This is a genomic window from Stenotrophomonas thermophila (assembly GCF_001499715.1).
Taxonomy (GTDB): domain Bacteria; phylum Pseudomonadota; class Gammaproteobacteria; order Xanthomonadales; family Xanthomonadaceae; genus Stenotrophomonas; species Stenotrophomonas hibiscicola.
This window is the reverse complement of sequence record NZ_CVIW01000034.1, coordinates 64,150-87,720: the sequence shown is the minus strand read 5'-3', so window position 1 is coordinate 87,720 and position 23,571 is coordinate 64,150. Positions and strand designations below refer to the sequence as shown.

General features: G+C 64.6%; 42 protein-coding genes. 29 read left to right on the top strand and 13 right to left on the bottom strand.

Annotation, left to right across the window (positions count from 1 at the left end; genetic code table 11):
• Positions 1-14: 14 nt before the first annotated feature.
• The 3 genes from BN1263_RS14375 to BN1263_RS14370 are packed head-to-tail and all read right to left on the bottom strand — an operon-like array spanning position 15 to position 1,549.
• Entirely contained in the window at positions 15-1,055 is a 1,041-nt protein-coding gene (locus BN1263_RS14375; protein ID WP_058982070.1) for a tyrosine-type recombinase/integrase, read from the bottom strand.
• A 1-nt stretch (position 1,056) separates the two neighbouring features.
• Positions 1,057-1,254, bottom strand: coding sequence for a DUF4224 domain-containing protein (locus BN1263_RS20170; RefSeq protein WP_080398833.1), 198 nt, complete (start codon positions 1,252-1,254; stop codon positions 1,057-1,059).
• A gap of 1 nt (position 1,255) precedes the next feature.
• Positions 1,256-1,549 carry a hypothetical protein gene (locus BN1263_RS14370; protein ID WP_058982068.1) on the bottom strand — a complete coding sequence of 98 codons (294 nt, stop codon included), beginning with the start codon at positions 1,547-1,549 and terminating at the stop codon, positions 1,256-1,258.
• A 51-nt stretch (positions 1,550-1,600) separates the two neighbouring features.
• On the opposite strand from BN1263_RS14370, the gene BN1263_RS20725 reads away from it, so the two are divergent.
• A complete protein-coding gene (locus tag BN1263_RS20725; protein WP_186008976.1) occupies positions 1,601-2,083 on the top strand; it encodes a hypothetical protein in 483 nt (160 codons plus the stop codon).
• Positions 2,084-2,506: 423 nt separating this feature from the next.
• Here BN1263_RS20725 and BN1263_RS20720 read toward each other — a convergent pair whose 3' ends face one another.
• The 9 genes from BN1263_RS20720 to BN1263_RS14325 form a co-directional block, all read right to left on the bottom strand.
• Positions 2,507-2,674 carry a hypothetical protein gene (locus tag BN1263_RS20720; RefSeq protein ID WP_186008975.1) on the bottom strand — a complete coding sequence of 56 codons (168 nt, stop codon included), beginning with the start codon at positions 2,672-2,674 and terminating at the stop codon, positions 2,507-2,509.
• 29 nt (positions 2,675-2,703) lie between these two features.
• Entirely contained in the window at positions 2,704-3,066 is a 363-nt protein-coding gene (locus tag BN1263_RS14360; RefSeq protein ID WP_058982061.1) for a hypothetical protein, read from the bottom strand.
• Positions 3,059-3,760 (bottom strand): hypothetical protein, encoded by a 702-nt coding sequence (locus BN1263_RS14355; RefSeq protein ID WP_144435369.1) that lies wholly within the window; start codon positions 3,758-3,760, stop codon positions 3,059-3,061. The genes BN1263_RS14360 and BN1263_RS14355 overlap by 8 nt, the downstream gene beginning before the upstream one ends.
• A complete protein-coding gene (locus BN1263_RS14350; protein WP_058982056.1) occupies positions 3,757-3,966 on the bottom strand; it encodes a hypothetical protein in 210 nt (69 codons plus the stop codon). Before BN1263_RS14350 ends, BN1263_RS14355 begins: the two co-directional genes overlap by 4 nt.
• 87 nt (positions 3,967-4,053) lie before the next feature.
• Positions 4,054-4,296 carry a hypothetical protein gene (locus tag BN1263_RS14345; RefSeq protein ID WP_058982054.1) on the bottom strand — a complete coding sequence of 81 codons (243 nt, stop codon included), beginning with the start codon at positions 4,294-4,296 and terminating at the stop codon, positions 4,054-4,056.
• Between the two features lie 300 nt (positions 4,297-4,596).
• The gene (locus BN1263_RS14340) at positions 4,597-4,836 is read right to left on the bottom strand and encodes a hypothetical protein (RefSeq protein ID WP_058982052.1); all 240 of its coding nucleotides are present in this window, start codon (positions 4,834-4,836) and stop codon (positions 4,597-4,599) included.
• A complete protein-coding gene (locus BN1263_RS14335; RefSeq protein ID WP_058982050.1) occupies positions 4,833-5,048 on the bottom strand; it encodes a hypothetical protein in 216 nt (71 codons plus the stop codon). Before BN1263_RS14335 ends, BN1263_RS14340 begins: the two co-directional genes overlap by 4 nt.
• Positions 5,045-5,425, bottom strand: a complete 381-nt coding sequence (locus tag BN1263_RS14330; protein ID WP_058982048.1) for an Arc family DNA-binding protein — start codon at positions 5,423-5,425, stop codon at positions 5,045-5,047. The genes BN1263_RS14335 and BN1263_RS14330 overlap by 4 nt, the downstream gene beginning before the upstream one ends.
• A complete protein-coding gene (locus BN1263_RS14325) occupies positions 5,422-5,613 on the bottom strand; it encodes a hypothetical protein (RefSeq protein WP_058982046.1) in 192 nt (63 codons plus the stop codon). Before BN1263_RS14325 ends, BN1263_RS14330 begins: the two co-directional genes overlap by 4 nt.
• 446 nt (positions 5,614-6,059) lie before the next feature.
• Here BN1263_RS14325 and BN1263_RS20535 point away from each other — a divergent pair, with 446 nt between their 5' ends.
• Positions 6,060-6,440 (top strand): hypothetical protein, encoded by a 381-nt coding sequence (locus BN1263_RS20535; protein ID WP_144435368.1) that lies wholly within the window; start codon positions 6,060-6,062, stop codon positions 6,438-6,440.
• A 172-nt stretch (positions 6,441-6,612) separates the two neighbouring features.
• On the top strand, positions 6,613-6,888 hold the full coding sequence (locus tag BN1263_RS14315) for a hypothetical protein (protein WP_058982042.1): 276 nt from the start codon (positions 6,613-6,615) through the stop codon (positions 6,886-6,888).
• A gap of 69 nt (positions 6,889-6,957) precedes the next feature.
• Here the strand turns inward: BN1263_RS14315 and BN1263_RS14310 are convergent, their stop codons facing one another.
• Positions 6,958-7,656 (bottom strand): S24 family peptidase, encoded by a 699-nt coding sequence (locus tag BN1263_RS14310; protein WP_058982039.1) that lies wholly within the window; start codon positions 7,654-7,656, stop codon positions 6,958-6,960.
• 81 nt (positions 7,657-7,737) lie between these two features.
• Between BN1263_RS14310 and BN1263_RS20160 the strand changes: the two genes are divergently transcribed.
• From BN1263_RS20160 to BN1263_RS14170, 26 genes are all read left to right on the top strand, one after another.
• Complete coding sequence (locus BN1263_RS20160) at positions 7,738-8,214, top strand: transcriptional regulator (protein WP_080398832.1); 477 nt, start codon at positions 7,738-7,740, stop codon at positions 8,212-8,214.
• A 110-nt stretch (positions 8,215-8,324) separates the two neighbouring features.
• Complete coding sequence (locus BN1263_RS14300) at positions 8,325-8,855, top strand: phage regulatory CII family protein (RefSeq protein ID WP_058982038.1); 531 nt, start codon at positions 8,325-8,327, stop codon at positions 8,853-8,855.
• Positions 8,852-9,163, top strand: a complete 312-nt coding sequence (locus BN1263_RS14295) for a hypothetical protein (protein WP_058982036.1) — start codon at positions 8,852-8,854, stop codon at positions 9,161-9,163. Before BN1263_RS14300 ends, BN1263_RS14295 begins: the two co-directional genes overlap by 4 nt.
• 1 nt (position 9,164) lies before the next feature.
• Entirely contained in the window at positions 9,165-10,058 is an 894-nt protein-coding gene (locus BN1263_RS14290) for a helix-turn-helix domain-containing protein (RefSeq protein WP_058982033.1), read from the top strand.
• A complete protein-coding gene (locus BN1263_RS14285) occupies positions 10,048-10,719 on the top strand; it encodes a hypothetical protein (protein WP_058982032.1) in 672 nt (223 codons plus the stop codon). The genes BN1263_RS14290 and BN1263_RS14285 overlap by 11 nt, the downstream gene beginning before the upstream one ends.
• Positions 10,716-10,910 carry a hypothetical protein gene (locus BN1263_RS14280; RefSeq protein WP_058982029.1) on the top strand — a complete coding sequence of 65 codons (195 nt, stop codon included), beginning with the start codon at positions 10,716-10,718 and terminating at the stop codon, positions 10,908-10,910. Before BN1263_RS14285 ends, BN1263_RS14280 begins: the two co-directional genes overlap by 4 nt.
• Positions 10,910-11,287 carry a Ref family recombination enhancement nuclease gene (locus BN1263_RS14275; protein WP_058982027.1) on the top strand — a complete coding sequence of 126 codons (378 nt, stop codon included), beginning with the start codon at positions 10,910-10,912 and terminating at the stop codon, positions 11,285-11,287. Before BN1263_RS14280 ends, BN1263_RS14275 begins: the two co-directional genes overlap by 1 nt.
• A complete protein-coding gene (locus tag BN1263_RS14270) occupies positions 11,284-11,487 on the top strand; it encodes a hypothetical protein (protein WP_058982025.1) in 204 nt (67 codons plus the stop codon). Before BN1263_RS14275 ends, BN1263_RS14270 begins: the two co-directional genes overlap by 4 nt.
• A 76-nt stretch (positions 11,488-11,563) precedes the next feature.
• Positions 11,564-12,274, top strand: coding sequence for a hypothetical protein (locus BN1263_RS14265; RefSeq protein ID WP_058982022.1), 711 nt, complete (start codon positions 11,564-11,566; stop codon positions 12,272-12,274).
• A 97-nt stretch (positions 12,275-12,371) separates the two neighbouring features.
• Entirely contained in the window at positions 12,372-12,860 is a 489-nt protein-coding gene (locus BN1263_RS14260) for a glycoside hydrolase family 24 protein (protein WP_058982020.1), read from the top strand.
• Between the two features lie 8 nt (positions 12,861-12,868).
• Positions 12,869-13,312 carry a hypothetical protein gene (locus BN1263_RS14255; RefSeq protein ID WP_231298616.1) on the top strand — a complete coding sequence of 148 codons (444 nt, stop codon included), beginning with the start codon at positions 12,869-12,871 and terminating at the stop codon, positions 13,310-13,312.
• Positions 13,309-13,791 carry a hypothetical protein gene (locus BN1263_RS14250; RefSeq protein WP_058982019.1) on the top strand — a complete coding sequence of 161 codons (483 nt, stop codon included), beginning with the start codon at positions 13,309-13,311 and terminating at the stop codon, positions 13,789-13,791. Before BN1263_RS14255 ends, BN1263_RS14250 begins: the two co-directional genes overlap by 4 nt.
• Before the next feature lie 234 nt (positions 13,792-14,025).
• Positions 14,026-14,307: a hypothetical protein gene (locus tag BN1263_RS14240; RefSeq protein WP_058982015.1), complete on the top strand. Its 282-nt coding sequence runs from the start codon at positions 14,026-14,028 to the stop codon at positions 14,305-14,307.
• Complete coding sequence (locus tag BN1263_RS14235) at positions 14,307-14,669, top strand: hypothetical protein (RefSeq protein ID WP_058982013.1); 363 nt, start codon at positions 14,307-14,309, stop codon at positions 14,667-14,669. Before BN1263_RS14240 ends, BN1263_RS14235 begins: the two co-directional genes overlap by 1 nt.
• A 162-nt stretch (positions 14,670-14,831) precedes the next feature.
• Complete coding sequence (locus BN1263_RS14230; RefSeq protein ID WP_058982197.1) at positions 14,832-15,122, top strand: hypothetical protein; 291 nt, start codon at positions 14,832-14,834, stop codon at positions 15,120-15,122.
• 611 nt (positions 15,123-15,733) lie between these two features.
• Positions 15,734-16,033: a hypothetical protein gene (locus tag BN1263_RS14220; protein ID WP_260832967.1), complete on the top strand. Its 300-nt coding sequence runs from the start codon at positions 15,734-15,736 to the stop codon at positions 16,031-16,033.
• Entirely contained in the window at positions 15,966-17,873 is a 1,908-nt protein-coding gene (locus tag BN1263_RS14215) for a terminase large subunit (RefSeq protein WP_260832966.1), read from the top strand. The genes BN1263_RS14220 and BN1263_RS14215 overlap by 68 nt, the downstream gene beginning before the upstream one ends.
• The gene (locus BN1263_RS14210; protein WP_058982006.1) at positions 17,870-19,129 is read left to right on the top strand and encodes a phage portal protein; all 1,260 of its coding nucleotides are present in this window, start codon (positions 17,870-17,872) and stop codon (positions 19,127-19,129) included. Before BN1263_RS14215 ends, BN1263_RS14210 begins: the two co-directional genes overlap by 4 nt.
• Positions 19,122-19,766: an HK97 family phage prohead protease gene (locus BN1263_RS14205; protein WP_058982005.1), complete on the top strand. Its 645-nt coding sequence runs from the start codon at positions 19,122-19,124 to the stop codon at positions 19,764-19,766. Before BN1263_RS14210 ends, BN1263_RS14205 begins: the two co-directional genes overlap by 8 nt.
• Entirely contained in the window at positions 19,766-20,977 is a 1,212-nt protein-coding gene (locus BN1263_RS14200) for a phage major capsid protein (RefSeq protein WP_058982003.1), read from the top strand. The genes BN1263_RS14205 and BN1263_RS14200 overlap by 1 nt, the downstream gene beginning before the upstream one ends.
• A 66-nt stretch (positions 20,978-21,043) precedes the next feature.
• A complete protein-coding gene (locus BN1263_RS20715) occupies positions 21,044-21,523 on the top strand; it encodes a hypothetical protein (protein WP_186008974.1) in 480 nt (159 codons plus the stop codon).
• Complete coding sequence (locus BN1263_RS14190) at positions 21,523-21,825, top strand: head-tail connector protein (protein ID WP_021203805.1); 303 nt, start codon at positions 21,523-21,525, stop codon at positions 21,823-21,825. Before BN1263_RS20715 ends, BN1263_RS14190 begins: the two co-directional genes overlap by 1 nt.
• On the top strand, positions 21,825-22,160 hold the full coding sequence (locus BN1263_RS14185; RefSeq protein WP_058982001.1) for a phage head completion protein: 336 nt from the start codon (positions 21,825-21,827) through the stop codon (positions 22,158-22,160). The genes BN1263_RS14190 and BN1263_RS14185 overlap by 1 nt, the downstream gene beginning before the upstream one ends.
• Complete coding sequence (locus BN1263_RS14180; RefSeq protein ID WP_058981999.1) at positions 22,153-22,656, top strand: HK97-gp10 family putative phage morphogenesis protein; 504 nt, start codon at positions 22,153-22,155, stop codon at positions 22,654-22,656. Before BN1263_RS14185 ends, BN1263_RS14180 begins: the two co-directional genes overlap by 8 nt.
• Positions 22,653-23,015, top strand: coding sequence for a tail completion protein gp17 (gene gp17 / locus BN1263_RS14175; RefSeq protein WP_058981997.1), 363 nt, complete (start codon positions 22,653-22,655; stop codon positions 23,013-23,015). Before BN1263_RS14180 ends, gp17 begins: the two co-directional genes overlap by 4 nt.
• 78 nt (positions 23,016-23,093) lie before the next feature.
• Positions 23,094-23,567: a phage tail tube protein gene (locus tag BN1263_RS14170; protein ID WP_021203809.1), complete on the top strand. Its 474-nt coding sequence runs from the start codon at positions 23,094-23,096 to the stop codon at positions 23,565-23,567.
• Positions 23,568-23,571 lie beyond the last annotated feature (4 nt).

The following is a 23,571-nucleotide window of genomic DNA, read 5'->3' as shown; positions in this document are numbered from 1 at the left end:
CGTGCGTTATGGTTCTACCTCGTTGGCGTTGCTTTCGAGCCTCGTTTCTTTCGCACGTAAATCTCGGTCGTAGTGACCGAGGAGTGCCCCAGCTGGGCCTGCGCCTCGCGAATGTCCTTTGCCGAATCGGCCTTGTCCGTACCCGCCTTGGCGCGGAGATCTCGGAACTGGAATTCCCCCTTTGCAATACCGGCCGCCTCTCTGGCCTTGTCGAATCTGTAGCGCAACGCTGCCCGGCCTAGGGCCAGGCCGTCGTCGTCCACGATCAGCCGCGTGCTGAAGACCTTCTCTCGCCCGTTCGGGCACTTCTCCCCCTTACGCTTTGCAATGCGCTCGAGCAGCGCAGCCAGCTCTCCCGTGATCTCCATGGTTACCCGGTTGCTGGTCTTCGACTGCTGGATGATGAGGCCGCGCGCTGTGACCTGGCGCACGTCCATCGACCACACATCGCCTACGCGCTGTCCGGTCAGATAAGCAAGGTCCATGGCGTCTCGCAGGGCTGCATCGGCATGTGCGTAGACAGCCCGGAACGCGTCATCGTCCACGTACACATCGCGGCCGGCTTCCTTGTTGCGCCGAATACCCTCACAGGGGTTGGGGAGGTCGGTAATGCCCTTGCCGCGCGCCCAGTTCCAGATATGCGAGAACAGTGACACCTCGCGGTTTGCGATCACCTTCGCCTTTCGCCAATCAAGGTACTGGCGGATGTTGATCGGACGGATGGCTTCAAACGGCGCTGGCGGCGAGTCGAAGTAGCTCAGCAGCGCGGTGATGCACCGGTTGTTGAGGCGCTGGGTGGTGACAGCCTTGGTAGGAACCACCTCGGCTCGGTAGCGGTCGGCGACGTGCCGGAAGGTCACGACGGCAGCGGCAGGGATCGTGCTCGCGTGCTCGATCTCGGCCCATCGCTTGATGGCCACGCCGTAGTCGCTTCCGAGGGGAGTTTCTCGCCTGGGCTTGCCACCATGGTCGTAGTAGTAGTGGGTCACGCCCGATTTCTGCTTGCGTGGCCTGAAACGGGGGATTGCCCCCGGCTTGCTCGGTTTCCGTCCCATTTCAAGCGACCTTGCTGGAAGTCCATGTCGGCGGCGCCTTTGGTGCCTGCGCCGTTCCTTCAACGCTAGAGCGAAGCACCACCGGCCAGTCGTGTGCGTCCAGGTAGTGCTTGATTCCGTTCTTGCGGAGAAACGCAGCTTGGCGCGCGCGCTGTGGCGTGCGGCATAGGCCGGTGATCTCGTCCCGCGACAAGTACATGTCAGACGGCACTGACCACCTTCCCTCCGCCTGCCATCACCAGGCGCATCTGTACGACGTTGTCGGCAACAGCTGCCGGCGACGGTGCCCGCGCGCTGCGGGCGGGGCGGTTTAGTCGGCGCCAAGCCTCGATGGCCTTGTCGGGATCGGCATGCTTGCTGGTCGACCTGCAGGCGCACTCGACCAGGTGGCCACCACCGGCGGACGCGCAGCGCTTGTCGTGGATGTGGCGCGCGCGGTGGCCGGCGGCGCAGTTCGGCAACCCTTCCGGGTGGCTGATATGTTCTTGGGTCATGTGTCAGCTCCGATGGAAATGCGGGGAATGGCTGGCGCTACACTGGGGTGCATGAGTCAATATGCGAATTCGACGCATGCGGAGTTGTGGCTCCGCGCCAAGGCTGAGGCGGGCGCTCTTCGACAGAGCGCTGACGTTCAGGACTTGGTATTGGCCAAGAGGCCGACGACGCATTGGCAGCGGCAGCAGATCCGAGCCGCCATGGCTCCGGGCGCTGACCGGTCGCTGGCCGATCTGTTGGACGCACTGGCCAGGCAGGTTCACCACGGTGAGCACCTGGAGGGCGATGCGGCGCAACAGCTTCTGGAGCCGGGCGCGACGCTGCTGACTGTGTTCGGCTCTCGGCTCGCGGTGGGGCAGAGGAATGCTCGCCACCATGTAGTTCTGGAAGCGGCAAACCTGGTGCTTCGGACGCGAGCGAAGGAATGGCTCAATGCGGGAAATCCCGGGGAGACCCGGCATGATCGAGCTATTGCCAGCAATCGCGGCCTGGCGGCCGTGCTGGGCGAGCTTGAGGCGGAGCGGAAGCGCTAGAGCGGCCCTGTTCTTCTGGACCATGTTGTCCTCCTTCAGTCCGTGGCCAGCGCAGCGCGCAGCTGCTCGGTGGCGGTGATTCGGCGCTCTGGTCCGAAGGGCTCCCATTCGCCCTCGCTCCCGTCTACCATCGCCAAAACACCGGGAGGTATCAGGGATGAAGGAGGTGGGGAAGACGAGTTCAGGTGGGCCCATTTATGAGGTGCCGCCAAATCTCTCGCTTGTCGTTCAGCGCGAGCGTATTCGCCGAGAGGCAGAAGCAGCCAAAGAAGAAGCCCGCCGGCACCAAGAAGCGGCAGACATAGCGCGTTCGTCTGCTCGCGCGGCATGGGCTGCTGTTTGGATATCTGTAGCTGCGCTTGTAGTGTCATTCGTTGCAATCTTCTGGAAGCAGGGCGGTTAGGCTTCTCTGGTCTGACCGGGTTAGTCATGACGCGGCTCGTTCGCATAGCCCGAGGTCAGAATTGCAGCCGCCGCCGACCGCAGCCCATTGCGTGCGGCGCGGCATGCGCGGCTGATCGCGATGCCGGCCAGGAAGAAGGCCAAGGCGAACACGTGGACCGTTGCAGCGGTGAGCAGCTGGTCAGCCATGGGCGCCGCCGAGTCGGTGCCAATCGTTTTCATCGCCAGCCCCTCAGATACTCTCCGAACGTCACGCCACCGTCGTAGCGCAGGAACTGCTGGTAGCGCTGCTGCGACCTGGTCAGTTTCGGTGGCGGCGGGGTTCGCTCCTGCACTGCGGCTCGGCCGGCCTGCGTGACGTTGAACAGGTCGCTGCCGCCGGTGAGTGCATTTCCGGCGCGCCGGACCATGAATCCACGCTCGACCAGCGCCATGCAGTGCTGGTGGTCGGTGCCGCCTGGGCCGGTGACGAAGTGACTGCGGTAGCTGCGCTCCAAGCCGCCTTCGCCGACGCCCAGGGCGTGGCGAAGGATCTGCAGCTCGGCTTCCGGCAGAGCGCCGGTGGTCGTTTGGTCAGCCATTTCCCACCGCCTGGCTGTCGATCAGGGCCAGCAGGCGGCGTGCCTGTGCATAGATCACACGGGACTGCGGCTGCTTCTCGGCACTGAACGCAAACTCCTCGCCAAACTCGGCGAGCGCCCGGAACTGCACCAGGTCCACGGCCTGCGCGGGCGGGGCGGTGTAGACACCGACCAAGCGATGCGGCACGCCGCCGTCGTGAAGCGCCCCGTTGATAAAATCGTTCACTTCCTGCCGCGCAGCTTGGCCTTCGTTGCCGTCATCGGCCGACATGCCGAATTCCACGATGCCGTCTTTGTCCACGGCGAGCCAGTAGGCCACCGGCTCCCCCACCGGCTGGCGGGCGGCGAGGGCGGCACCCAGCTTCACGTTTGCCAACTGAGCCTGCGATGCAAAGGGGCCGATCTTGACCTGGTAGGTCGCGTAGATTTCCGCCAGTACGCGTCGTGCAAACTCAGCAGCTTCGCGCAGCGCCTCCTGACCACCCGGGGAGGGCTGGGCGGAGAGGTCATCGCGCACGTAGCGCAAGACGGTTCCAACGCCATCGGCACCGACGCGCGCGCGCGTGTCGTTGGCCTCCCTAAACGCCCCTGTGCTGTAGACGTTTACCCACACTTCGCTGGGGCCAAACCCATCCCCCAGCCTCACCCTCCCACCGGGCTGCACGTCCGCCAGGGTCTTCTTGTAGTTGCTCATGCCTGCATGTCCTTGCTGTTGGTGGAGCGCGCGCTATGCGCGGCGAGGTGTTCCCAGCGTTCGGCCTCGCCCACGTAGAACGCGTGGCGTTCCTGCCGGACGGTGGGGGTGAACTGCACGTCGTGCAGTGCACGCTCTGCGGCGGCGCGGTTCGCCGCTGCCATGCGGGCTGGGTCGTGATCGAAGATGTCGAGCTGGTTACGCACGCTGGACTCCTGGGATGGGTTGCCGGCTGTTGGAACCCGGCCGGCGCGGGTTCCCTGCGCTACAGGGGGAGAGCGCAGGGCAGGGGATCAGTGGGTGTCGTCAGCTATCAGCGGCGCGCGCTGCCGTTCATCGCTGCGGCGCTGCATCTCGGCCTTGAACGCTGGCCAGCTGGTGTGGAGGTCTTCCCAGCAGCGCCATGCGAAGAACACGGCGCCGATGGCGCAGGCCAGGGCGACGGCGTCGAGCTGGTTGCGCAGGGCCCAAGCGAGCAGGGCGAGGAGCAGGCCTACGGCGACGGCGCAGAAGAAGGGCAGGGCCAGGTGGCGCATTACTCGGTCTCCTGTTCGGCAGTGGGCTCGGCCGGCGCCGGCGCCGGCGCCGGGCTGACGGGCGGGGTGATGGGCGGGATGCCGACGGCCATGGCGGCGAAGAAGTCGTGGTCGGTCATGCGGCTCCCTCTTTGGCGCGAAGCGCCGGCTTGCGCTGCACTTCGCTCAGGGTGCGGTGGCAGAACTCGCACTGGCCCTTGCCCCAGCTTCCGCCGTTCCACCGGTGGCGCTCTCCGACAGGCTTGCCCGTCTTGGGACTTCTGCCACCGAACACACGGCAGCTATCGACGACTGGGCGGCTCATGCGGCACCGCCTTTGACGCTCGCCAACTCGGCACGCAGCTCGGCGATGCGGCGACGGTCATTCGCGGCGTCCCCTTGGTAGCCAGCGGCGACGCGCGCAGATGCGGCACGGTTCGGATTGCGGGGATTGTTGGCCCTGCGCTCGAAGTACCGAGCCCGGCGGCTGGCGCCGCGCTCCATCACGAGGCACCAAGCGAGGTCGTTCCGCAGGCGTTGCACATCGACAGGGGCGCTCATGCAGCACCTGCTTGCGCGCGCGCTGCGCGGCGGGCGGCGGCGACAGCACCTGCAGCGCTCTGGCCGTGCCGCAGGACGGCATTGGCCGTGATGCTGGCCGCGATGACGACCTGGTAGGGGAGGAGGCCCCAGCGGCGCCCGGCGCGGGCGACGATGCCAGCGGCTGCTGCCGCGCGCTGAGCGTCGGAGTGGTGGGCGAGGGCGGCGCTCATCGGTTGGCCTCCGGAGTTGGGCAGCTACTGCCAGCGTCCGGCGAGTGATCCGCGACTGACATGTGGTCTGCGACGAAGGCCGCGAGGATGAATTCGATCTGTGCGGTGACGCTGCGGTTGTTGTCGCCGGCCAACTGCTTGAGCGCGGCGAGCAGCGAATCATCCAGACGGATCTTGAAGTGGGCCTTGCCGTCGCCGGCATCGGTTGCAGGCATGGCAAGTCCTTCGAAGGTGCTGATCAGGCGCGAAATCATTTCGGCGTTGACGGAGCGCCGGTTTTCTTCGGCCGCCTTGCGCAGCGCGGCCATCAACTCGTTAGGTGCCCTGAGCTGGGTCGCGGTGAACTCCTTGCGGTGATTGACCAGGACGCGGCTCATGCGGCGGCATCCTGGCTTTCGCCGCTCAGCTGATGCGCAGCGTGCTGGATCTCCACCGAGAGGCGGTCGGCCTCTGCCACTTCAATGTAGAGGCTGGCGGCGCCCACCTTGATGGCGACCACGCCGAGGGAGGGGATCGCGACGACGGTGGGCGGCGCCTTGCTGACGCCGAGGGACAGGGTTGCCATTGCTTGATCTCCTGCGCCCGGCCCCGGGATGGGGTGGTGTTGGGCGACTGGAGAGTACGTTAGTCATCGACTAAACGTTAGTCAACAGCTAACAGCTAATATTTTTCTGAATGGCTGGTCCTCACCGACGTGGCCGGCGACGGCCACCCCTGCAAGTGATACGGCTGCGCTAGGCGAGCAGACTAGAACACCTAGTTCCGACGAAGCGCGATCGAGATAGCCGGCGTAGGGTTGGCGCGTTTGGCCTCTACGCAGAGCTGCTACTGCAAGACCAGGTCACAAGCATGGAAGACAAGCAACGTGGAAGTCGTTGATTTTGCGGATGAAATACGCGGGGCGACATTTGACCAGCCTCTAGTTCCGCAAAGTAGTAGCCCTACTAATGACGAAGCACTCATTGGCCGATATGATTCGCACAGCCCAGGAGGGGCACTACAGGGGAAGAAATGGCTGAGTTCATTTTGAAGCACGTGAAGCATCCTGGCTTCTCGTCAAAGGTCGCGACTGGCGTGGCGGCAGGTGGTCCAACGGGCGACGGCAACGTCCACCTCACTTTCTATCGCGACGGCGTTGACCTCATCGAAGAATATTTCGAGCGCGAGGAAAAGCCCGTTCCAGGTGGTAAGGCAGTTGTGCTTTCCAAGGGCAAAAAGCAACCAAAGAGTGAATTCGTTCGTGAGGATTTGGTTCGACTTGTCATTCCGATCGACCAATTGGACGAAATCAGCGAGCTGATCAGCAAACTGGCACTTAAGGTTGCTGGGCTGAAACAGGAAGACGACGAGGCTGAATCGCCGGAGGAGCCAGAGGTCAGCGATGGCCACTGATTGCGATGTAACGACCTCCAGTGGAGGACTTCACGCAACATTTGTCCCCGAAGTCGTAGCATCCATTCAGGGGACCAGCCGTATCGTTGAGTTGGATCTAAGATCCTACAACACAAAGATTCGGGTGGTTTCGGACGTTCTTGACAGCTCCGAGAACGGAGGTGATGACCCTATGTCAGATAAAATTAACGAGATTGATGGACGTCTTCGCAACGTCGAGATCGACGTATCTGCGATGAAGGTCCGCCTTGAGAGCATGCCTTCCACCATTGCAATGTGGAAGTCGATGGGTGGCGCAGCTCTCGTGACAATTGCTGGTATGTGGGCAGTGTTGACCTTTGCAGGTCCAGGCATCATGAAGTCCGCGGTCAAGGACGTGGTGTCAGAAGAGATGGCGAAGATGCCGCCAGCGGCTGATGTACCTGGGCAACCAGTCCGCAAAAAGTAAGAAAGCCCCGCTTCGGCGGGGCTTTTTTGTTGTCCCAAATTGGGACAGTAGTGGAAATTCTCTTGCTACTTAGAACTTCCGCAGGCCGGCGTGGATCAGTGCCTTACCCAGGATGTTCAGATCGCCAGGATCCGGCCTGTAGGCCGGGAAGTCGGTGTTGACGCTTACGACGTAGAGACCGTCGCCGCGCTTCTGCAGCATCTTGATCTGCGTCTCGCCACCGATGTTGATCAGGTAGTAGTCGTCGCCGTCGAAGTAGTCGCAGCTGGTGTCGATCCAGACAATGTCGCCGTCTTCGAGCTTGGGCCGCATGGACGGCCCGCGGCCGGTGATGATCTGGATCCTGCCTGGCTTGGGTAGGTAACCGAGCTTCCTGCGGACTTCCCATTCTGCGACCTCGATGGTCTTCACCACCTCTGGGTAGTCCTGGTTGACCATCCCTGCACCCATCCCTGCACCCCCTTCAAACAAGTCGAAGCGAACATAGCCGGGCTGCGTCTCAATCTCCGGGATTGGTGAGACGGAAACTTCGCCGTCGTCGCTCCATTGGGGGCGGTCCATCCAGCCATGGTCCTTGCCGAGGGCCAGGCTTATCTTCTTGGCTACGTCGTCACCGATGTATTTGCCGCCGAGCAGCTGAGACACATACGACGGGGACAGGAAGCCTCCAAGCTGGGCCCCCTGATCCCGACGCTTAGTGATCCCCTTCGACTCGAGCGCCTCGACTAGGTGGCGAAAGTTGCGGCTGCGGATTTCGCGAATGTCCATCGAGCAAGGTTAGTTGGTAACTAATCTGAATCGTGCAGCTGTCAGCTTGCGCTTAGCTGTTAGCTGTGAGCTAATAGGGGCATGGACATGTCAGCCCTCGATAGAGCAGTTGAGTCGGCAGGTAGCCAGCAGGCTCTTGCCCAGCTTCTTGGCATCAAGCCGCCGTCGGTTTCCGGCTGGTACGACCGCCGCCGAGTGCCTGCGGAGAGATGCATAGCCATCGAGCAGGCCACTGGCGTGTCTCGCCACCAGCTGCGTCCGGACGTTTTCGGGCCGGAACCCCGTATCCAGGGCGAAGCTCTCGCGCAGTTGCGTGCAGAAGTCGACGGTCGAATGAGCAAGCGCGCGCTGCGCCGAAGGCTCGGCATTGCGAGTGACCGTCATCTCGCAACCTTGCTTCAGCTCCCCGCCGCAGAGGTGGAGTCGTGGCCCGAAGAGGGCGTTTTGCCCGCACTGCCCCAGATCCAGCGCCTGCTCGGCATGGAAGTTGCGCCGGTTGCGGCGCCCACAAACACCGATCCCGACGCCGATCGCATTGGTCCTGTCGACACCGCCTGAAAGGCCATCCCTGGCCTTCGTCCCTGAATTGTTGATCTCCATGGCGCCCATCGTGCGCCACCCCGGCCCAGCCCGAAACCTTGAAACGCAGTCCACCCCAAGGTGATTCCATGACCTGCCGCACATCTGCACTCAACTGGCTCGACGTTCTCTACAACTCCGTGCGCAAGACGCCCGGCGGTGTCGTGGACGCGGCCGCTTTCCTGGCCGACCGCCGTGGCAAGTCCATGCACCCGGAGACGCTGCGCGCGAAGCTGCGCGGGCTGGAGGGTGAGTCTGTGACGATGGAAATTGCCGAACTGCTGACCGAGTGGATGCAGGAGAAGGCGGGCGGCAGCGAGTACGCCCTGGACTGGATGCAGGCGCTGGCCGGGCAGTTCGGCATGGCGGTGGCCACCGTCCCACCGCCGCCGGAGGGCGGCTGGTCGGACGAGATTGGCGCCATCCAGACGAAGCTGCTGGAGATCACCACGCGGGTGGGCCGGCTGTCGGGTACGGCAGTGGAAGCCATCGCCGACCGCCACATCGACAGCGACGAAGCGAAGCTGATGGTGGAAGAGGCCAACTCGCTGATCACGATGGCGCACCGGCTGATCCGTAACGTGTCGCGCGCTGCAGCGAAGGGGAGGGCGCGTCGATGAACCATCCAGCCCGCTCCACTGATCCGCAGTCCAGCCACATCGCCGCCGTCGACCTCGCTGCCAGCGGCGCGCTGCGCGTCCAGCACGCCAAGGCTGAGGCTGCGGTAATCCACCATCCAGGCCACAGCAGTCTGCACCTGTCGACGCTGACTGGCCTTGACCGCCACATGCTGGGCCGTCGACTGCCCGAGTTGGCCCGAGAGGGGCGCATTTGGCGCGGCCCAAGCGCGCCGTGCGCAACCACCGGCAAGCCCGCATGCACCTGGTGGCCGGTGGCGCCGGGCGAAAACATGACGCTGGGGCTCTGACATGTCGACCATCATCATGTCGCAGTGCTGGCCGCTGCAGGGCCTGAGCGTCACGCAGAAGGCTGTGCTGATATCGCTGGCCGACCAAGCGAACGACGACGGGGTGTGCTGGCCGGCGGTGGGCACCATCGCTGCGCGGTGCTGCATGTCGGCGCGCGCTGTGCGCACGGCAATGGATCATCTGGAGGCCGTTGGCCTGCTCACCCGTGACCGCCGTTTCAACAGCAGCACGGTTTACAAGGTAACCCCGGCCAACTTCGACAAGGCCGCTGCGCCGTCGAAGGCTGGCCGGAAGACTGGAAAGACAGGTACTGCACCGGGCGCAGGGGCTGCGCCCCATGCAGGGGGTGCGCCCGCTGCAGGAGGGGATGCGCCCCATGCAGGGGGGGATGCACCGGGCGCAGGTCTAGGGGTGCGCCCCGTGCCGCCTAACCGTCATATAACCCTCAATGAACCGTCAGGAGAACCGTCATCTCCGGCGGGCCTGCCGGCCACGCCGCTGGCGGCGGTTTCCGAAACCGACCTGCAGGCCGCGTGCCGCGCCACCTGGGCGGCATACGCCACCGCTTACCGCACCCGCCACGGTGTGGCGCCGGTCCGCAACGCAAAGGTGAACAGCAACGTCCGCCAAATCGTGCAGAGGCTCGGCCACACCGAGGCGCCGCTGGTTGCCGCGTGGTTCCTGACTGTCAACGAGCGCTATGTGGTGCAAAACATGCACGACCTGGGCGCCCTGCTGACGAAGTGCGAGGCATACCGCACGCAGTGGGCCACCGGCCGCCAGATGACGCAGGCCAGCGCCCAGCAGCAGGACCAGACGCAGGCCAACGCCACGGCCGCTGACGACGCCAAGGCGCTGCTGCGCCGCATGAAGGAAAACGCCAATGCTCAGTGATGCCGATCAAGACAGGCTCGTCGAAATGCTGGTGGCCACGGCTGAGGTGATGGGCGAGCAGATCCGCCCGGCCGCTGCGGCCTACATGGTCGCCGACCTGGCGACCTATCCGCTGCCGGTGCTGGCCAACGCGCTGACCGCCTGCCGCCGAGAGGTGAAAGGCAAGCTCAGTCTGGCCGCGATCATGGAGCGCATCGACGACGGACACCCGGCCCCGAACGAAGCATGGGCCGTGGCCATCCGCGCCGCCGACGAGGCGGTGACGCTGGTGTGGAGCGAGCAGACCCGTGATGCGTGGACGGCGGCGTTGCCGCTGGTGGAGGCTGGCGACAAGATCGCAGGCCGGGCTGCCTTCCTGGAGGTCTACACCCGATTGGTGAAGGAGGCGCGCGCTGTAGGTGGCTGTGCCGTCTACCAGCCGTCGCTGGGCCACGACGCCGGTGCCCGCGACGCCGCGTTGCAGCAGGCGGTCAACGCTGGTCGCTTGGCGCATGAGCAGGTTGCCGAGTACTTGGCGTTGCCGCCGGCCACGCCCGCGTTCAACCCGCTGGCACTGCTGGCCGGCCGAGTGGAGGCGAGCCCGGAAGCGAACGCGCGCACCCGGAAGCGGCTGGCCGAGATCGCTGAGCTGTTCGGCTCCGCTCAGGACGCTGCGGCATGAGCCAGGACCACGTCGAACTGGAAGTGCGCCCGGTGTCCGAGCCCGTGGCGGTGGCCGGCTGGTATCTGGCCTATGGGTACGGGATCAAGCCGCTGGTGCTGTACGCCACCCGTGGCACGCGCGTGTGGCGCGATGGCATGCGCCAGATCCCGATTACCCGCTATGCCGGCCCGATCCCGGAGCTGCGCTGATGTGGTGGTCGCTTTCGCTTGGCCCACCTCCTACCCAGGAGGAAAGGGCCCGGATGGAGCTGGCAAAGACGGGCCCTTGCATGGCCTGCCTGGCGTTGCAGATGCAGGAGCTGCTGGAGCCGGAGCTGGTGGTCTACGGCTGCGACTACAACCACGCCAAGAGCGGGAACCTGCGGCGCGGTCACATGTTTGGCTACGCGCTCTGCAAGTGGCACCACATGCGGCATCCGATGGAGGGGAACACCTTCGCGACGATGCGCCAGATCTACGGCCCGAGCCTGATGGATGGCTCGAGGACCTTCCACGAGACGTACGGCTCCGACGACGAGCTGATTGCAAACCAGACCTACATCAACGAACTGAGGGCGGCAGCATGAAGAAGACGAAGGCCATGGCGCCGAAGATCAACCCACAGCGTGCGCCCCGCGAGCGGCGGATGGACCACAACACGGTGTCCCGGCCCAAGCGAGTCAAGGCACGTGTGCTCGCCGATGGCCCGGTCGAGACGGTGGAGCAGTTCGAGGCACGCGGCGGGCAGGTGCAGCGCCTGGCGGCCAGCTGGGACCGTGCGGCGTGACAGGTGCCGCAATAGAAGACAACCAAGCGCGATCGCGCGCTGCACGAGCAAACCACCAAGGGGAAGGCGCATGGGAATGAACAAGGCACGCGAACTGCTGGCAAGCCGCATGGGGCCGAAAACGCAGCGGTTTGACGCATGCGGCGGCGGTGGACGCCCCGAGCTGACGACGCAGGACATTGCCGCCGCCATGGCGTACGTGCAGGACGGGCTTGGCCGGGAGCTGATGGAGGCGCTGTGGTGGCCAGAGAGCGCATCTCGCCGCCGCGAGCAGCTGCGCAAGGCGGTAATCGGGCTGGTAGCCCCGGAGTTCATCCGGCAGATGCACGGCCTGGCCACCGCACGGACTGAGTTCGGCATCGCCAAGGCGTGCATGGGGTGGGGTGGCAGCCAGGTAACGGACGCGCAGCGTCGTGAACTGCTGAGGACCGAGAACGCGCTGGATGAGGCGCGCGCTGCAGCCTGGCCGAACAACACCATGGAGCAACTTGGGGTACTGGCTGGGGCAGTGATCGAAGAGATGGCTGGGGCGTGTGAGTGTTCCCGCTGTGGAGGAAAGAAGGTGCTTCGGGACCCATCGGTTGCGGGAGTCGTGAACTGCGACAGCTGTGGGGGGAGTGGGTTCGATCCGCTCAGCGGCCGAAAGCGCGCAGCCGCCATCGGTGCCGACTGGTCTGCCTACAGCCGGTTCTGGCGACCGGTTTATGAGTGGATGCTATTCAACTTCCGTGCGGCCGAAGCGCGCGCTGCAAGGCAGTTCAGCAAGGCACTCACGCAGACCGCATAGCGATGACTTCCTGGGTCATCGAAAAAGGCGGCAATCTTGCCACCATCCAATCGCAAGCCCCGGCCCAGCCGGGGCTTTTTCTTTGCCCGGAGATGCTATGGCGCAGATCACTCCCCAACAGGCTGGCGGCGTGAACGTCGTGGCCTTCCTCGACATGCTGGCCTGGTCCGAAGGTACGGACAACGGCCGGCAGCCGACCAACGACCGCGGCTATGACGTGCTGGTCGGTGGTTGCTTGTTCCGTGGCTACGCCGACCATCCGCGCGTGCTGGTGGATCTGCCCAAGCTCAAGATCCAGTCCACCGCTGCCGGCCGCTATCAGCTGCTGCGCCGCTACTACGACGCCTACAAGAAGACGCTCGGCCTGAAGGACTTCTCGCCTCTGAGCCAGGACCTGATTGCGCTGCAGCAGATCCGGGAGCGTCGCGCGCTGCCACTAATTCAGGCGGGCAAGATCCCGGAGGCAATCAAGGCGGTCAGCAACATCTGGGCGAGCCTGCCGGGCGCTGGCTACGGCCAGCACGAACAGAAACTTGTCGACCTGCTGGCCGTGTACCGCAAAGCCGGCGGGACGGTGGCGCCGTGACTGAGCCCGTGAGCACTCTGAAAACCATTGTCGGGACGTTCACCGCGGCCGTTGTGGCACCGGCGACGGCTGATGCGCTGCGAGAGGCCGAACGGGTGATCCTCGGCGTACCGCAGTCCGTGCTGATGGTTGCCATGGCGGGAGCGCTGATCGGTGTCCTGCTGCTGCCGGAAAAGGACGCGGAGCGCGTGGCCGCTGACGCCAGCCGCCGGCGCGGCCACCGCCTGCTGCAGACTGCCGCGCGCTGGGCTGCCCTGGCTGTGGCGGTCGTGGCGTACGCCATCGTGGCCGCATGGGTCATCGCCGTTGCCGCGTCCATCTGGCCGGCGCTGGCGGGCGCCCCGCAGCTGCCCCTGGCCGGCCTGTCCGGCGTCCTGATCCGCCGGCTGTTGCCCGGCTACGTGCGCATGGTGGAGCGGGCCACCGGTGCCATCGGAGGCGATAAGCCATGAGCGTACTGATTCGATTTCTGCGCGCGCTGTGGACCCTGATCGTAGGCGCCGCTGCCGACGCGCTGCAGTGGCTGAGCAAGCCCGGTAGCAAGGTCAAGCTGGTGTGCGCGGTGCTGGCCTTCGGCTGCATGGTCTCCGGACTGACTGCCTGGGAGAAGGAGCAGAAGATCCGGGATCTGAGCGCCCAGGTGATCAAGGTCCGGGCCGACTGGCAGGGCGACGCCGCGCGACTGCAGGCCGACGTGGACAGCCGCGATCAGCGTCTGGCCGAGGTCGCCGCCGCCCTGAGGGCGGAAGCCGAGAAGCTGCAAGCCCTCCGGGACGAGAGTGCTGAAGCACTGCGGGCCTTGGCGGGCAAGGTTGAAGCGTCCGAGAAGGAGGCTTCTACCTGGCGCGGCCGCTACGAACAGCGACCTGACACCTGCAAGGCAGCCCTAGAGCTGCTCGATTCCGCCTGCCCGGCACTGAAGGGGTACTGATATGGACGTAAGGACGAAAACGGTTGTCCGGGTCGAGATCGAGCTGAACACCGGCACATTCGGATCGGGAGCCACCATGCAGGAGATCACCACCCAGGCGGCAGCAGAGGGTGTGCGCATCGCCACCGAAATGCTGGCGGGGGCCAGGGCTTCCGGTGGTGGCCGAGTAGTCGGCCATCCCAGGGTTCAGACAGTAACGACCCTGCCGGACGACTTAATCTTGGGGGTGTTCAAGTGCGCAGACTGACGATTCTCGCGGTGGTGGCGGCGCTGTCAGCTTGTCAGCCAGTGCCCACCAAGCCCAATCCGCCGCCGGCAGCCGTCATCACGGTTTCGGTGGCCACCTACGTGCCGATCGACCCCCAACTTCGCAAGCGCTGCAAGTGGGTGAAGGAGGCGGCGCCGTCCGCCGTATTCGAGGTGAGCAACGGCCGGAAGCGTTGCTTGCAGCAGTACGAGGCGCAGCTCGACGGCATCGACCAGGTGCAGGGCAAACCTGTCCCGGATTCGCCCTGATGGTCCGGCAGACGGCGCGGGAACTCCGCGTGCTGGCGTTGGGCCGGCTGAAGACGGGCGAGATGAACAAGACTGAGGCCGCGTATGCCGAGCGGCTGCGCGCGCTGCAGTCTGCTGGTGAGATCCAGTGGCACCGGTTCGAGGGGCTGAAGCTGCGCTTGGCCGACAACACGTTCTACACGCCGGACTTTGCGGTGCTGGAGGCCGACGGTGTCATGGCCTGCCACGAAGTGAAGGGGCACTGGCAGGACGATGCACGGGCCAAGATCAAGATCGCCGCGGCCATGTACCCATTCCGCTTCATCGCGGTGAAGGCCAAGCCCAAGCGGGATGGCGGCGGCTGGGCAGTAGAGGAGTTCTGATGACTGCGACAGTGCGCGCGTCGATACGCATGCGGTGGTGGCTGCGTTGCTACCTCGCCGCAGTGATGTGGTTCGCCCGGGCAACCGGGATGGAGCCGGACTGGGACCGGGTGGACCGGTGGATACGCCGTGGCCTGGTGCTGCAAACAACGAGGGTTGCTGATGAACTTTGCACTGATTGAATCGCTGATGGCTGCGATGGACACCGAGCGGGCTACGCGCGCTGCTGCTGTTGCCGCCTTGGACGCGCGCATCGATGGCAGCACCGACGCGCGCATTGACCGCTTGGTTGGGGCTATCGAGCAGCAGGGCAAGCAGATCGCCGAGCTGGCCATGTATGTGGGCCTGCTGGTGCAGGCGGTGGCGCAGCTGCTGGGCGAGGAGGCCGGTGCGCCGGTGCAGGACGAAGGTGCCGAGCCGGAGCGAGTCGACCTGGACGGGAAGCCCTACTGATGGCGGCGGGCCCGACCCAGCGCCGCGGCAGGACCCGACAGACAGGCGGCAGCGCCTTCGCACACCTGTATGGCACCGCGCGCTGGCAACGCACCCGCAAGGCGCAGTTGGAGCGTGAGCCGCTGTGCAGCAGGTGCAAGGCTAGAGGCCACGTCACGGTCGCCACGGTGTGCAATCACACCAACGGCCACCCTGCGGGCGAAACGGAGGAGATGTTCTGGACCGGCCCCTTCGACAGCCAATGTGCCAACTGCCATAGCAGCGACCAGGCCCGACTCGAGCGAGGCGCCGCGCAGGTCCGTGGGTGTGACACCGACGGTTGGCCGATCGGTCACTGACGGGTCCACGGCTCATCGTTCCACGCCAACGGGGTAGGGGGGGCGAATTTATGGCGTTGGCCGGCTCCTAGACCGAGCGCCCCCCCAAACACGCGTATCCACAATTCACGGGACGACCCTCGACCGGGCGCTCCCAGTCAAGAAATCCCGCACTTTCCCGAGGAATTCATGCCAAGGCCCCGATTGCCCGTCGCAAAGGCTGCGACAAGCGGCGCCGCCATCAAGAATCCCGGCCGGCACGCTGGCCGGAAGAAGCCGGCGGGCACACGAAGCTTGGGCGAGCCGTACAAGGCCATGACAGCGGCGGAGAAGCGGGCGTGGAAGGAATTCGCGACGGAAATGCCCTGGCTCAACGCGAGCCACCGAGTACTGCTCCGCCTTGCCTGCCTCTGGACGGCCCGGATGGATGACCCGAAAGCCGAGTTCGGCGTGTCAGCAACCCAGGCGCTCAGCTCGATTCTTTCGAAGCTGGGCGCCACACCTGTGGATGAATCGAAGGTCTCGCATGGCGGTGACGAAGACGACCAGGGCGAAGAATTCTTCGCTGGCCCCAGCTCCGGCCGACCGCACTAAGGCGTATGCGCTGGATGTGGTGGCTGGCCGGATCGTTGCCGGCCCCCATGTCCGAAACGCCTGCCGGCGCCACCTGCAGGATCTGATCGAAGGCCCCGAACGGGGCCTTTACTTTGACCACGAGGCTGCCGAGTACGCGTTCCGCTACTTCGAGAACGTCCTGATGCTCTCCGAGGGGCAGTTCGAGGGGCGGAAGTTCGAGCTGCACCCCTCGCAGGCGTTCATCATCGGCTCGCTCTTCGGCTGGAAGGGCGCCGACAGGCTTCGCAGGTTCCGCCGCGCGTACATCGAGCAGGGAAAGGGCAACGGAAAGAGCCCGCTGGCCGGTGGGCTGGGCCTGCTGGGGATGACGGCCGCAGGCGAGGCGGGCGCACAGATCTACTCGGCGGCGGCGAAGAAGGACCAGGCCGGCATCCTGTTCGCCGACGCGGTGAAGATGGTCAAGAAATCGCCGCTCCTGGCCAAGCGCATCGAGTTCGCTGGCGGTGAGGGTCGGGAGTTCAGCATGGCGCACCACGCCAGCGCGAGCTTCTTCCGGCCGGTGTCGCGCGATACCGGCCGTACCGGCTCCGGTCCTCGACCGTTCTTCGTGCTGGTCGATGAGGTGCACGAGCTTCCCGACCGGCGAATCATCGAAATGCTGGAGCGCGGCTTCAAGTTCCGCCGCGAGCCGCTGCTCTTCATGATCACCAACTCGGGCAGCGACCGGACCTCGGTGTGTTGGGAGGAGCATGAGCATGCCGTCAAGGTCGCCGCCGGCCATACCGAGGCGGTGAACGATCCGACCTTCGTCGGCGACGTGATCGATGACCGCACCTTCAGCTACGTGTGCAGCCTGGACGACGGGGACGACCCGCTTGAGGACCCGAGCTGCTGGGCAAAGGCCAATCCCCTGCTGGGGGTAACTATCACCGAGCAGTACCTGGCGGACGTGGTGGCGCAAGCCAAAGCGATCCCTGGGTCACTGAACGGCATTCTTCGTCTGCACTTCTGCGTGTGGACCGATGCGGAGACCGCCTGGATGACGCGCCCAACGCTGGAACCGGCGCTGGCCGACTTCGACCCGCGCATGCATGAGGGGCGCAAGGTCTATCTGGGCCTCGACCTGTCGCAGGTTCGCGATATCACCGCGATGGCTGCGGTCGTGGAGACCGGCACTGTACCGGTGGAGGTCGAGGTCGAGGGCGAGAAGCTGATCATCGAGAAGCCGACGTTCGACGCCTGGATCGAGGCTTGGACGCCCGGCGACACGCTGGATCAGCGGCAATTGCAGGACAAGCTGCCCTATCGCACGTGGGTCAACGGTGGACACCTGCACGCGCCTCAAGGGCAGGCAATTAACTTCCGGCACGTGGCCCAGGTCATGGCCGAGTACGACAACCGTTATGACGTGCAGTTGGTCGCGTACGACCGCTACGCGTTCCGCCGGTTCGAGGAAGAGGTCAACGACATTGGATTGTCTGTGACCTTCGCCGAGCACCCGCAAGGTGGCTGCAAGAAGGGCAAGCCACTGGAAGCGGCTGTGGAAGCCGCCGAGCAGTCGGGACAGCCAATACCTGAAGGCATGTGGATGCCCGGATCGCTGCGCCTGCTGGAAGAGGCGCTGCTGGAAGGGCGCCTGCGCCTGCGCCGCAACCCGGTTCTGGTCTCCGCAATCATGTCCGCCGTCATCGAATCGGACCGCTGGGGCAACAGCTGGCTGTCGAAGGTCAGGTCGGCAAACAAGATCGACGCCGCGGTGGCCCTTTGCATGGCCATCGGCGCGGCACACGCCATGCCACCGGATGCCGGCGGCATAGACGACTACCTGGAAAACGGCTTCTTTGGACTGATCGGATGACTACCTTTCGCTGGTACAACCCGCTGAGCTGGCGGTTCTTCGGATACGACGACCCTGCCACCGGCAACTACGTGGAGGTCGACCTATCCACCGGTGGCCGAGGCACCAAGGCGGGCGTCCGGGTGACGCCCAAGAAAGCGCTGACGGTCAGCATCGTCTGGTCGTGCGTGAAGGTACTGTCCGAGTCCGCCGCGGGGCTGCCTTGGAAGCTGTATGAGGACGCAGGCGGCCTCCGCCAGCTGGTCAGGGGGAGCAGCCCACAGAGGCGCCGTCTGCTTCGCCTGCTGAGTAAGCCGAATCCGTTCATCAAGTGGCTGGACCTGATCAAGGCGGTCGTGGTGAACATGGCGCTGCGCGGCAATGCCTTCGCCATCATCCAACGTGACGACGATGGTGGATGGATCGGCCTGATTCCCGTGCCGGTGGATAGCGTCCGCATCGACACCGACGACGGCCTGATCTACTGGGCGACGATCAACGGCAGCGAAACGCCGGTCTCGCCACAGAACATGCTGCACTTCAAGCTTTTCAGTCCAGACGGCATCGCTGGCTTGTCGCCAGTCGAGTACCAAGCGGAAACCATCGGCTTGGCGCGCGCTGCGCAGGACTGGTCAGCGCGCTTCATGCGCAAGGGGGGCTTCACTGGCGGATACATCATCTATCCCGGCTTCCTGACAAAGGAGCAGCAGGCGCAAATCAAGGCGAAGCTGCCGGATATCCGCCAGGGCGATGTGGACGACCTCGGCAAGATGGCAATCCTGCAGGGCGGGCCGACGATCACACCGGCCGGACTGACCCAGAAAGACAGCCAGTTCATCGAATCGCAGCAGTTCCAGGAAGAGGCGCTCGCTGGCATCTGGGGTGTTCCGCTGTACCTGACGAACCGCGCTCGCTCCACGTCGGTGCTGGGCTCCAATCTGGAGCAGCAAACCAGCGGCTTCGTCACCTTCGGCCTGAAGCCTTACCTCGATGCCATCGAGAGCGAGATCAACGACAAGTTGTTCGCTGATGGCGACATGTTCGTGGAGGCTGTCGTGGAGGGCCTCCTGCGGGCCGACAGCGGCGCCCGTTCTACCTACTACAAGACGGCGCTTGGCGGCTCCGGCGGCTCTGGCTGGATGACGATCAATGAGGTTCGGGTGAAGGAGAACCTGCCTGTGCTGGAAGGCGAGCAATACAACCAGGTCACACGGTGGGCCAGCAACAAGCCCGATTCCAGTAACGACGACCCAACGGGAGATCCCGCCAATGCTTAGCAAGTATTCCTGCCCGTTCGAGGTCAAGGCGGCAGACGATGCTGGCAACTTCGCGGGCTATGCCTCGGTGTTCAACAACGTGGATCTCGGCGAGGACCTGATCCTCCCGGGTGCCTTCGTCAAGGTGAAGACGACTCGGACTGGCCGACTACGCCTGGCGCTGTACCACAACCTGACACGGCTGATCGGCGATGCCGAGTTCAAACAGGACGGCAACGGCCTGCACTTGAAGGGCAAGGTCAACCTCAACGTCAGCTACGCCAAGGACGCCTACGAGCTGATGAAGGCCGGCACCTTGGACGAAATGTCAGTCGGCTTCAACACGTTGGAGGACGCGATCGAGAACCGCGAGGGGCGGCGCGTGCGCGTCATCAAGAAGGCCGAACTGTGGGAGGCGTCGGTCGTCCCGTTCGGTATGAACCCCGAAGCACAGGTGATGAGCGTCAAGTCCGACGTTCGCGCCTTCGAATCGGCCCTGCGCGAACGCATGGGGCTGTCCCAGAAAGAGGCGGCGGCCGTCGCCTCGCTCGGCTTTCCCGCGATCCACCGTGACGGTGGCATTCGGGACACGGAGACCGTGAAGCAGCTGAAGCAACTCGGCACATCCATCGAATCCATTTTCAAAGGTATGCATTAATGAGCGAGAATATCAGCGATATCCGTGAGGGCCTGGAGAAGCAGCTGAAGGACGGCTTCGCCGGCCTGCAGAAGAAGTACGACAGCGCCTCGGCCGAAATTGAAAAGGGCAACCAGGTCACCACTGACCTGAAGAAGCAGATCCAGTCCGCCACCGACGAGATCCAGAAGGTCGTCGACAAGGTGCTGAAGCTGGAAGAAAAGGGCATCGGCCTGGGCAACCAGCCCGGCACGAAGAAAGGCTTCATCGACTTCATCAAGGGCAACGACGAGTACAAGGCGCTGCAGGGCCGTGAGAAGTCGGCTGCCGAGATCGAGGTCAAGAAGGACGATCTGGCGTCCATGCAGGAGACCAAGGCGGTCACCAGCGCAGGCATCGTCGTGCCGAACTTCGACCCGACGATCCAGCCGGGCATCCGCCAGGAGCTGCGCATCCGCGACCTGATCCCGTCGATCTCCGTCACCGGCCAGAGCTACACCTACTTCCGCGAGAAGCTGCACACCCGTGGCGCCGGGCCGGTCGGCGAAGGCACGGCCAAGCCGCAGAGCAACGTCACCTTCGAGCAGAAGACCGACCTGGTAAAGAAGCTGGCCGTCTGGATTCCGGTCACCGACGAAGCACTGGACGACGTGCCGCAGATGTACGGCTATCTGCAGCAGCTGCTGCGCTACGACCTGAAGCTGGAAGAAGAAGCCCAGATCCTGAAGGGCGACGGCCTGGGCAACAACCTGCCCGGCCTGATGACTGACGCCACGGTGTTCGATGACGACCTGTCGAAGGCGAGCGACACCTCGATCGACACTGTCCGTCGCGCGATCTACCAGGTGCGCAAGCAGTCGAAGCTGTCGGCCGACGCCACGGTGATGACCGAGCTGGACTGGATGAACATCGAGCTGGAGAAGGACAGCCAGAACCGCTACCTGTTCGCCAACCTGCAGGGCTTCGTGACCCCGATCCTGTGGGGCCGGCCGGTGGTCGCCTCGGACAGCATGGACGAAGGCGACGGCACCACCACCGGTGGCGAGTTCCTGGTCGCCAACTTCCAGCGCGGCGCCACGATCTACGACCGCATGAGCTTCCTGTTCAAGGTCGGCCTGATCAACGACGACTTCGTGAAGAACCAGCGCGTATTGCTGGTCGAAGAGCGCCTGGGCCTGGCCAAGCGCCGCGTCGAGGCATTCGTGAAGGGCCGCTTCAAGCCGCAGGCGTGATAGCGAGCTGATCCCGAACGAGGCCGGCCACGCGCCGGCCTCTCTCTTTCGATACGGAGCAGGAACATGAAGATCAAAGCTCAATGGGGCTTCCGCGGCGACGCCCCGAAGCTCAACGCCGAGTCCGCCGATGTGAAGGCTGGCGACGTGTTCGACGGCGTGGATCCGGAATACGGACACGCGCTGGTCGGCAAGGGCCTGGTGGTACAGTTCCACGAAGGTGCCGCACCCCAGGAGACGAAGCCGGCCAAGCCCAGCGAACTGAAGGCGGGCGAGGGCGACGGTGTGGACGGAACTACCAGCACCGACGCAGTCCCAAGCACAGCCGCACCGGTGGTCGATGGTGCTGCTTCCGGTGAAGCTGTCACGGCCGGCGCTGTTGCCGACGCCGTCGCAGGGAGCCCGGCAGCCGATCAGGTCGGCGCTGATGAAAGGGCGCTCCTGATCCAGCAGCTGGAGGCCGCTGGCGTCGAGTTCGATCGCCGCTGGGGCGCTGCTCGCCTGGCAGCGGTGTTGGCCGAAGCCCAGAACAAGGATCCCGAGTAATGGCAATCACCCTCGACCTCGCGCTTGTGCGCGAGCAGTGCCGCGTTGTCGATGAGATCAGCGATGCGCTCCTGCAGACGTACGTAGACGCGGCCCTCGTGCACGTGGAGATGCACTGCGATCGCCGCCTGGTTGAGGGTGAGCCGTCCGGCGAAGAAGAGATGGCGCTTACGGCGGATGTGCACCAAGCGGTTCTGTTGATGGTCGGCAGCTGGGCGGAGAACCGCAGTGCCCTGGGTGAGCTGACCTCGGAGATTGCCCTCGGGGTGTCACGACTTCTTTGGTACAGGAAGCGATTCTGATGGCTACTTCAGCAGGCCAGCGCCGTCACCTGATCCGCTTCGAGCGCGCAGTCGATGTCCGCGATCCGCTAGGTGGGCCGCCCAAGAAGGAATGGCAGCTCGTCGCCGAGGCGTGGGCAAAGAAGACGAACCAACTCAGCGCGACGGCCGAGGCGGTCGCCGCAGGGGCGGAGCGATACCGCGAGCAGGTCCGGTGGGACATGCTGCCACGCCATGTCGAGCCCACTTGGCGCATTGTCGAGCGGGGCAAGCCTTATGCGATCAAGAGCATTGCACCGAGCAACGACGGTAGTGAGATGGCGATCATCGCCGTAGCGGGGTTGGGCAATGGCTGAGCAAGTGTCAATTCACGGTGTGGATGGCCTGTTGCGCTCGCTGCGGGAGGCCCCCAAGGCCATCCAGGGCAGGGCAGTCCAGGCCGGCATGCGCAAGGGCGGCAATGTCATCCGGGACGACGCCAGACGCCGGGCGCCGAAAGCAACAGGCTTCATGGCGTCTCAGATCGTCACCCGCCGGGCCAACTCCAAGAGCCGGCAGCGCGCAGGTGTAGGCCGAGGCGGCGAGTACTTCACCGTAGGCGTTAAGACGGGGCGTCGCCGCAAGTACGCCAACACCAAGCGCAACCGGCGCCGTGGCCGCGTTGGGAAGGTCTACGAGGAGTCTGGGTGGGCCTATTACTGGCGGTTCGTGGAGTTCGGCACCAAGAACATGCGGGCGTCTCCCTTCCTCACACCCGCCGGTGAGACGAAAGGACCGGAAGCGGCACAGGTGATCATCAATGAGACCTGGGCGGCGCTCGACAAGCAGCTGAAAAAGGATGGCTGGCGATGATGGTTCCTTTGATCCAATCCCTGCTGGAAAAGGATGCGGCAGTCCGGCAGGTGCTCGGCGATCCTGTCCGCCTATTCCTGGGTAGTGCGCCCCAGAACACGCCGCTCCCCTACGCGACGTGGGAGGTGGTTAACGGATCGCCAACGGCGATGCTGTCCGAACCGCCGCCGGCTGACGGCTGGCGGGTCCGCATGACCGTATGGGGCGAGGTCCTTAGCCAAACCAACGCCGTTGGCGTCGCTATCCGCGACGTGGTGGAGCGCGTGGGCAGCATCGAGTCGTACAACCCGACGCCCGACAACGACGGCACGGATTCGGTAGGCATTTCATTCGACGTGCGGCTCCTGCAACTGCGCTGATCCACACAACGGCAACCCACTGGCCCCGCAAGGGGCCTTTTTCATGCCCGGCGACGGGCGCAACACAAGGAAATCCCTATGGGACAGGTAATCAAGTCGAAGCACTCCCAGCTGTTCGTCGCCATCGGCGCGGCCGAGGTCATCAAGGTGACCCGCCTGCGTTCGGTCGGCTTCCCCGATGGCCAGGCATCGGAGATCGATATTTCCGACTACGACGACGACTGGGACCAGTTCGTCGCCGGCCGCAAGCAGACCGGCAGCACCAGCATCGAGATCATCTACGACAGCGTCGACCACGAGAAGCTGGAAGAGCTGCATGAGACCGGTGCCGTCGTGAACTGGCTGGTGACCGCGCCGCTGTCGGAAACCGAAGGCGTGGCCAAGCCGACCGCCGTTGCCGGCAAGATCACCCCGCCGGACACCGTGCTGTCCAAGCAGTTCGACGGCTTCGTGCAGAACTTCGCGGTGACCAGCCAGGACAACGACGTCTGGAAGGCGACGATCACCATCCGCGGCTCCGGCGCCGTCACCACGCACCGCCCGACGCCGTAAGGCC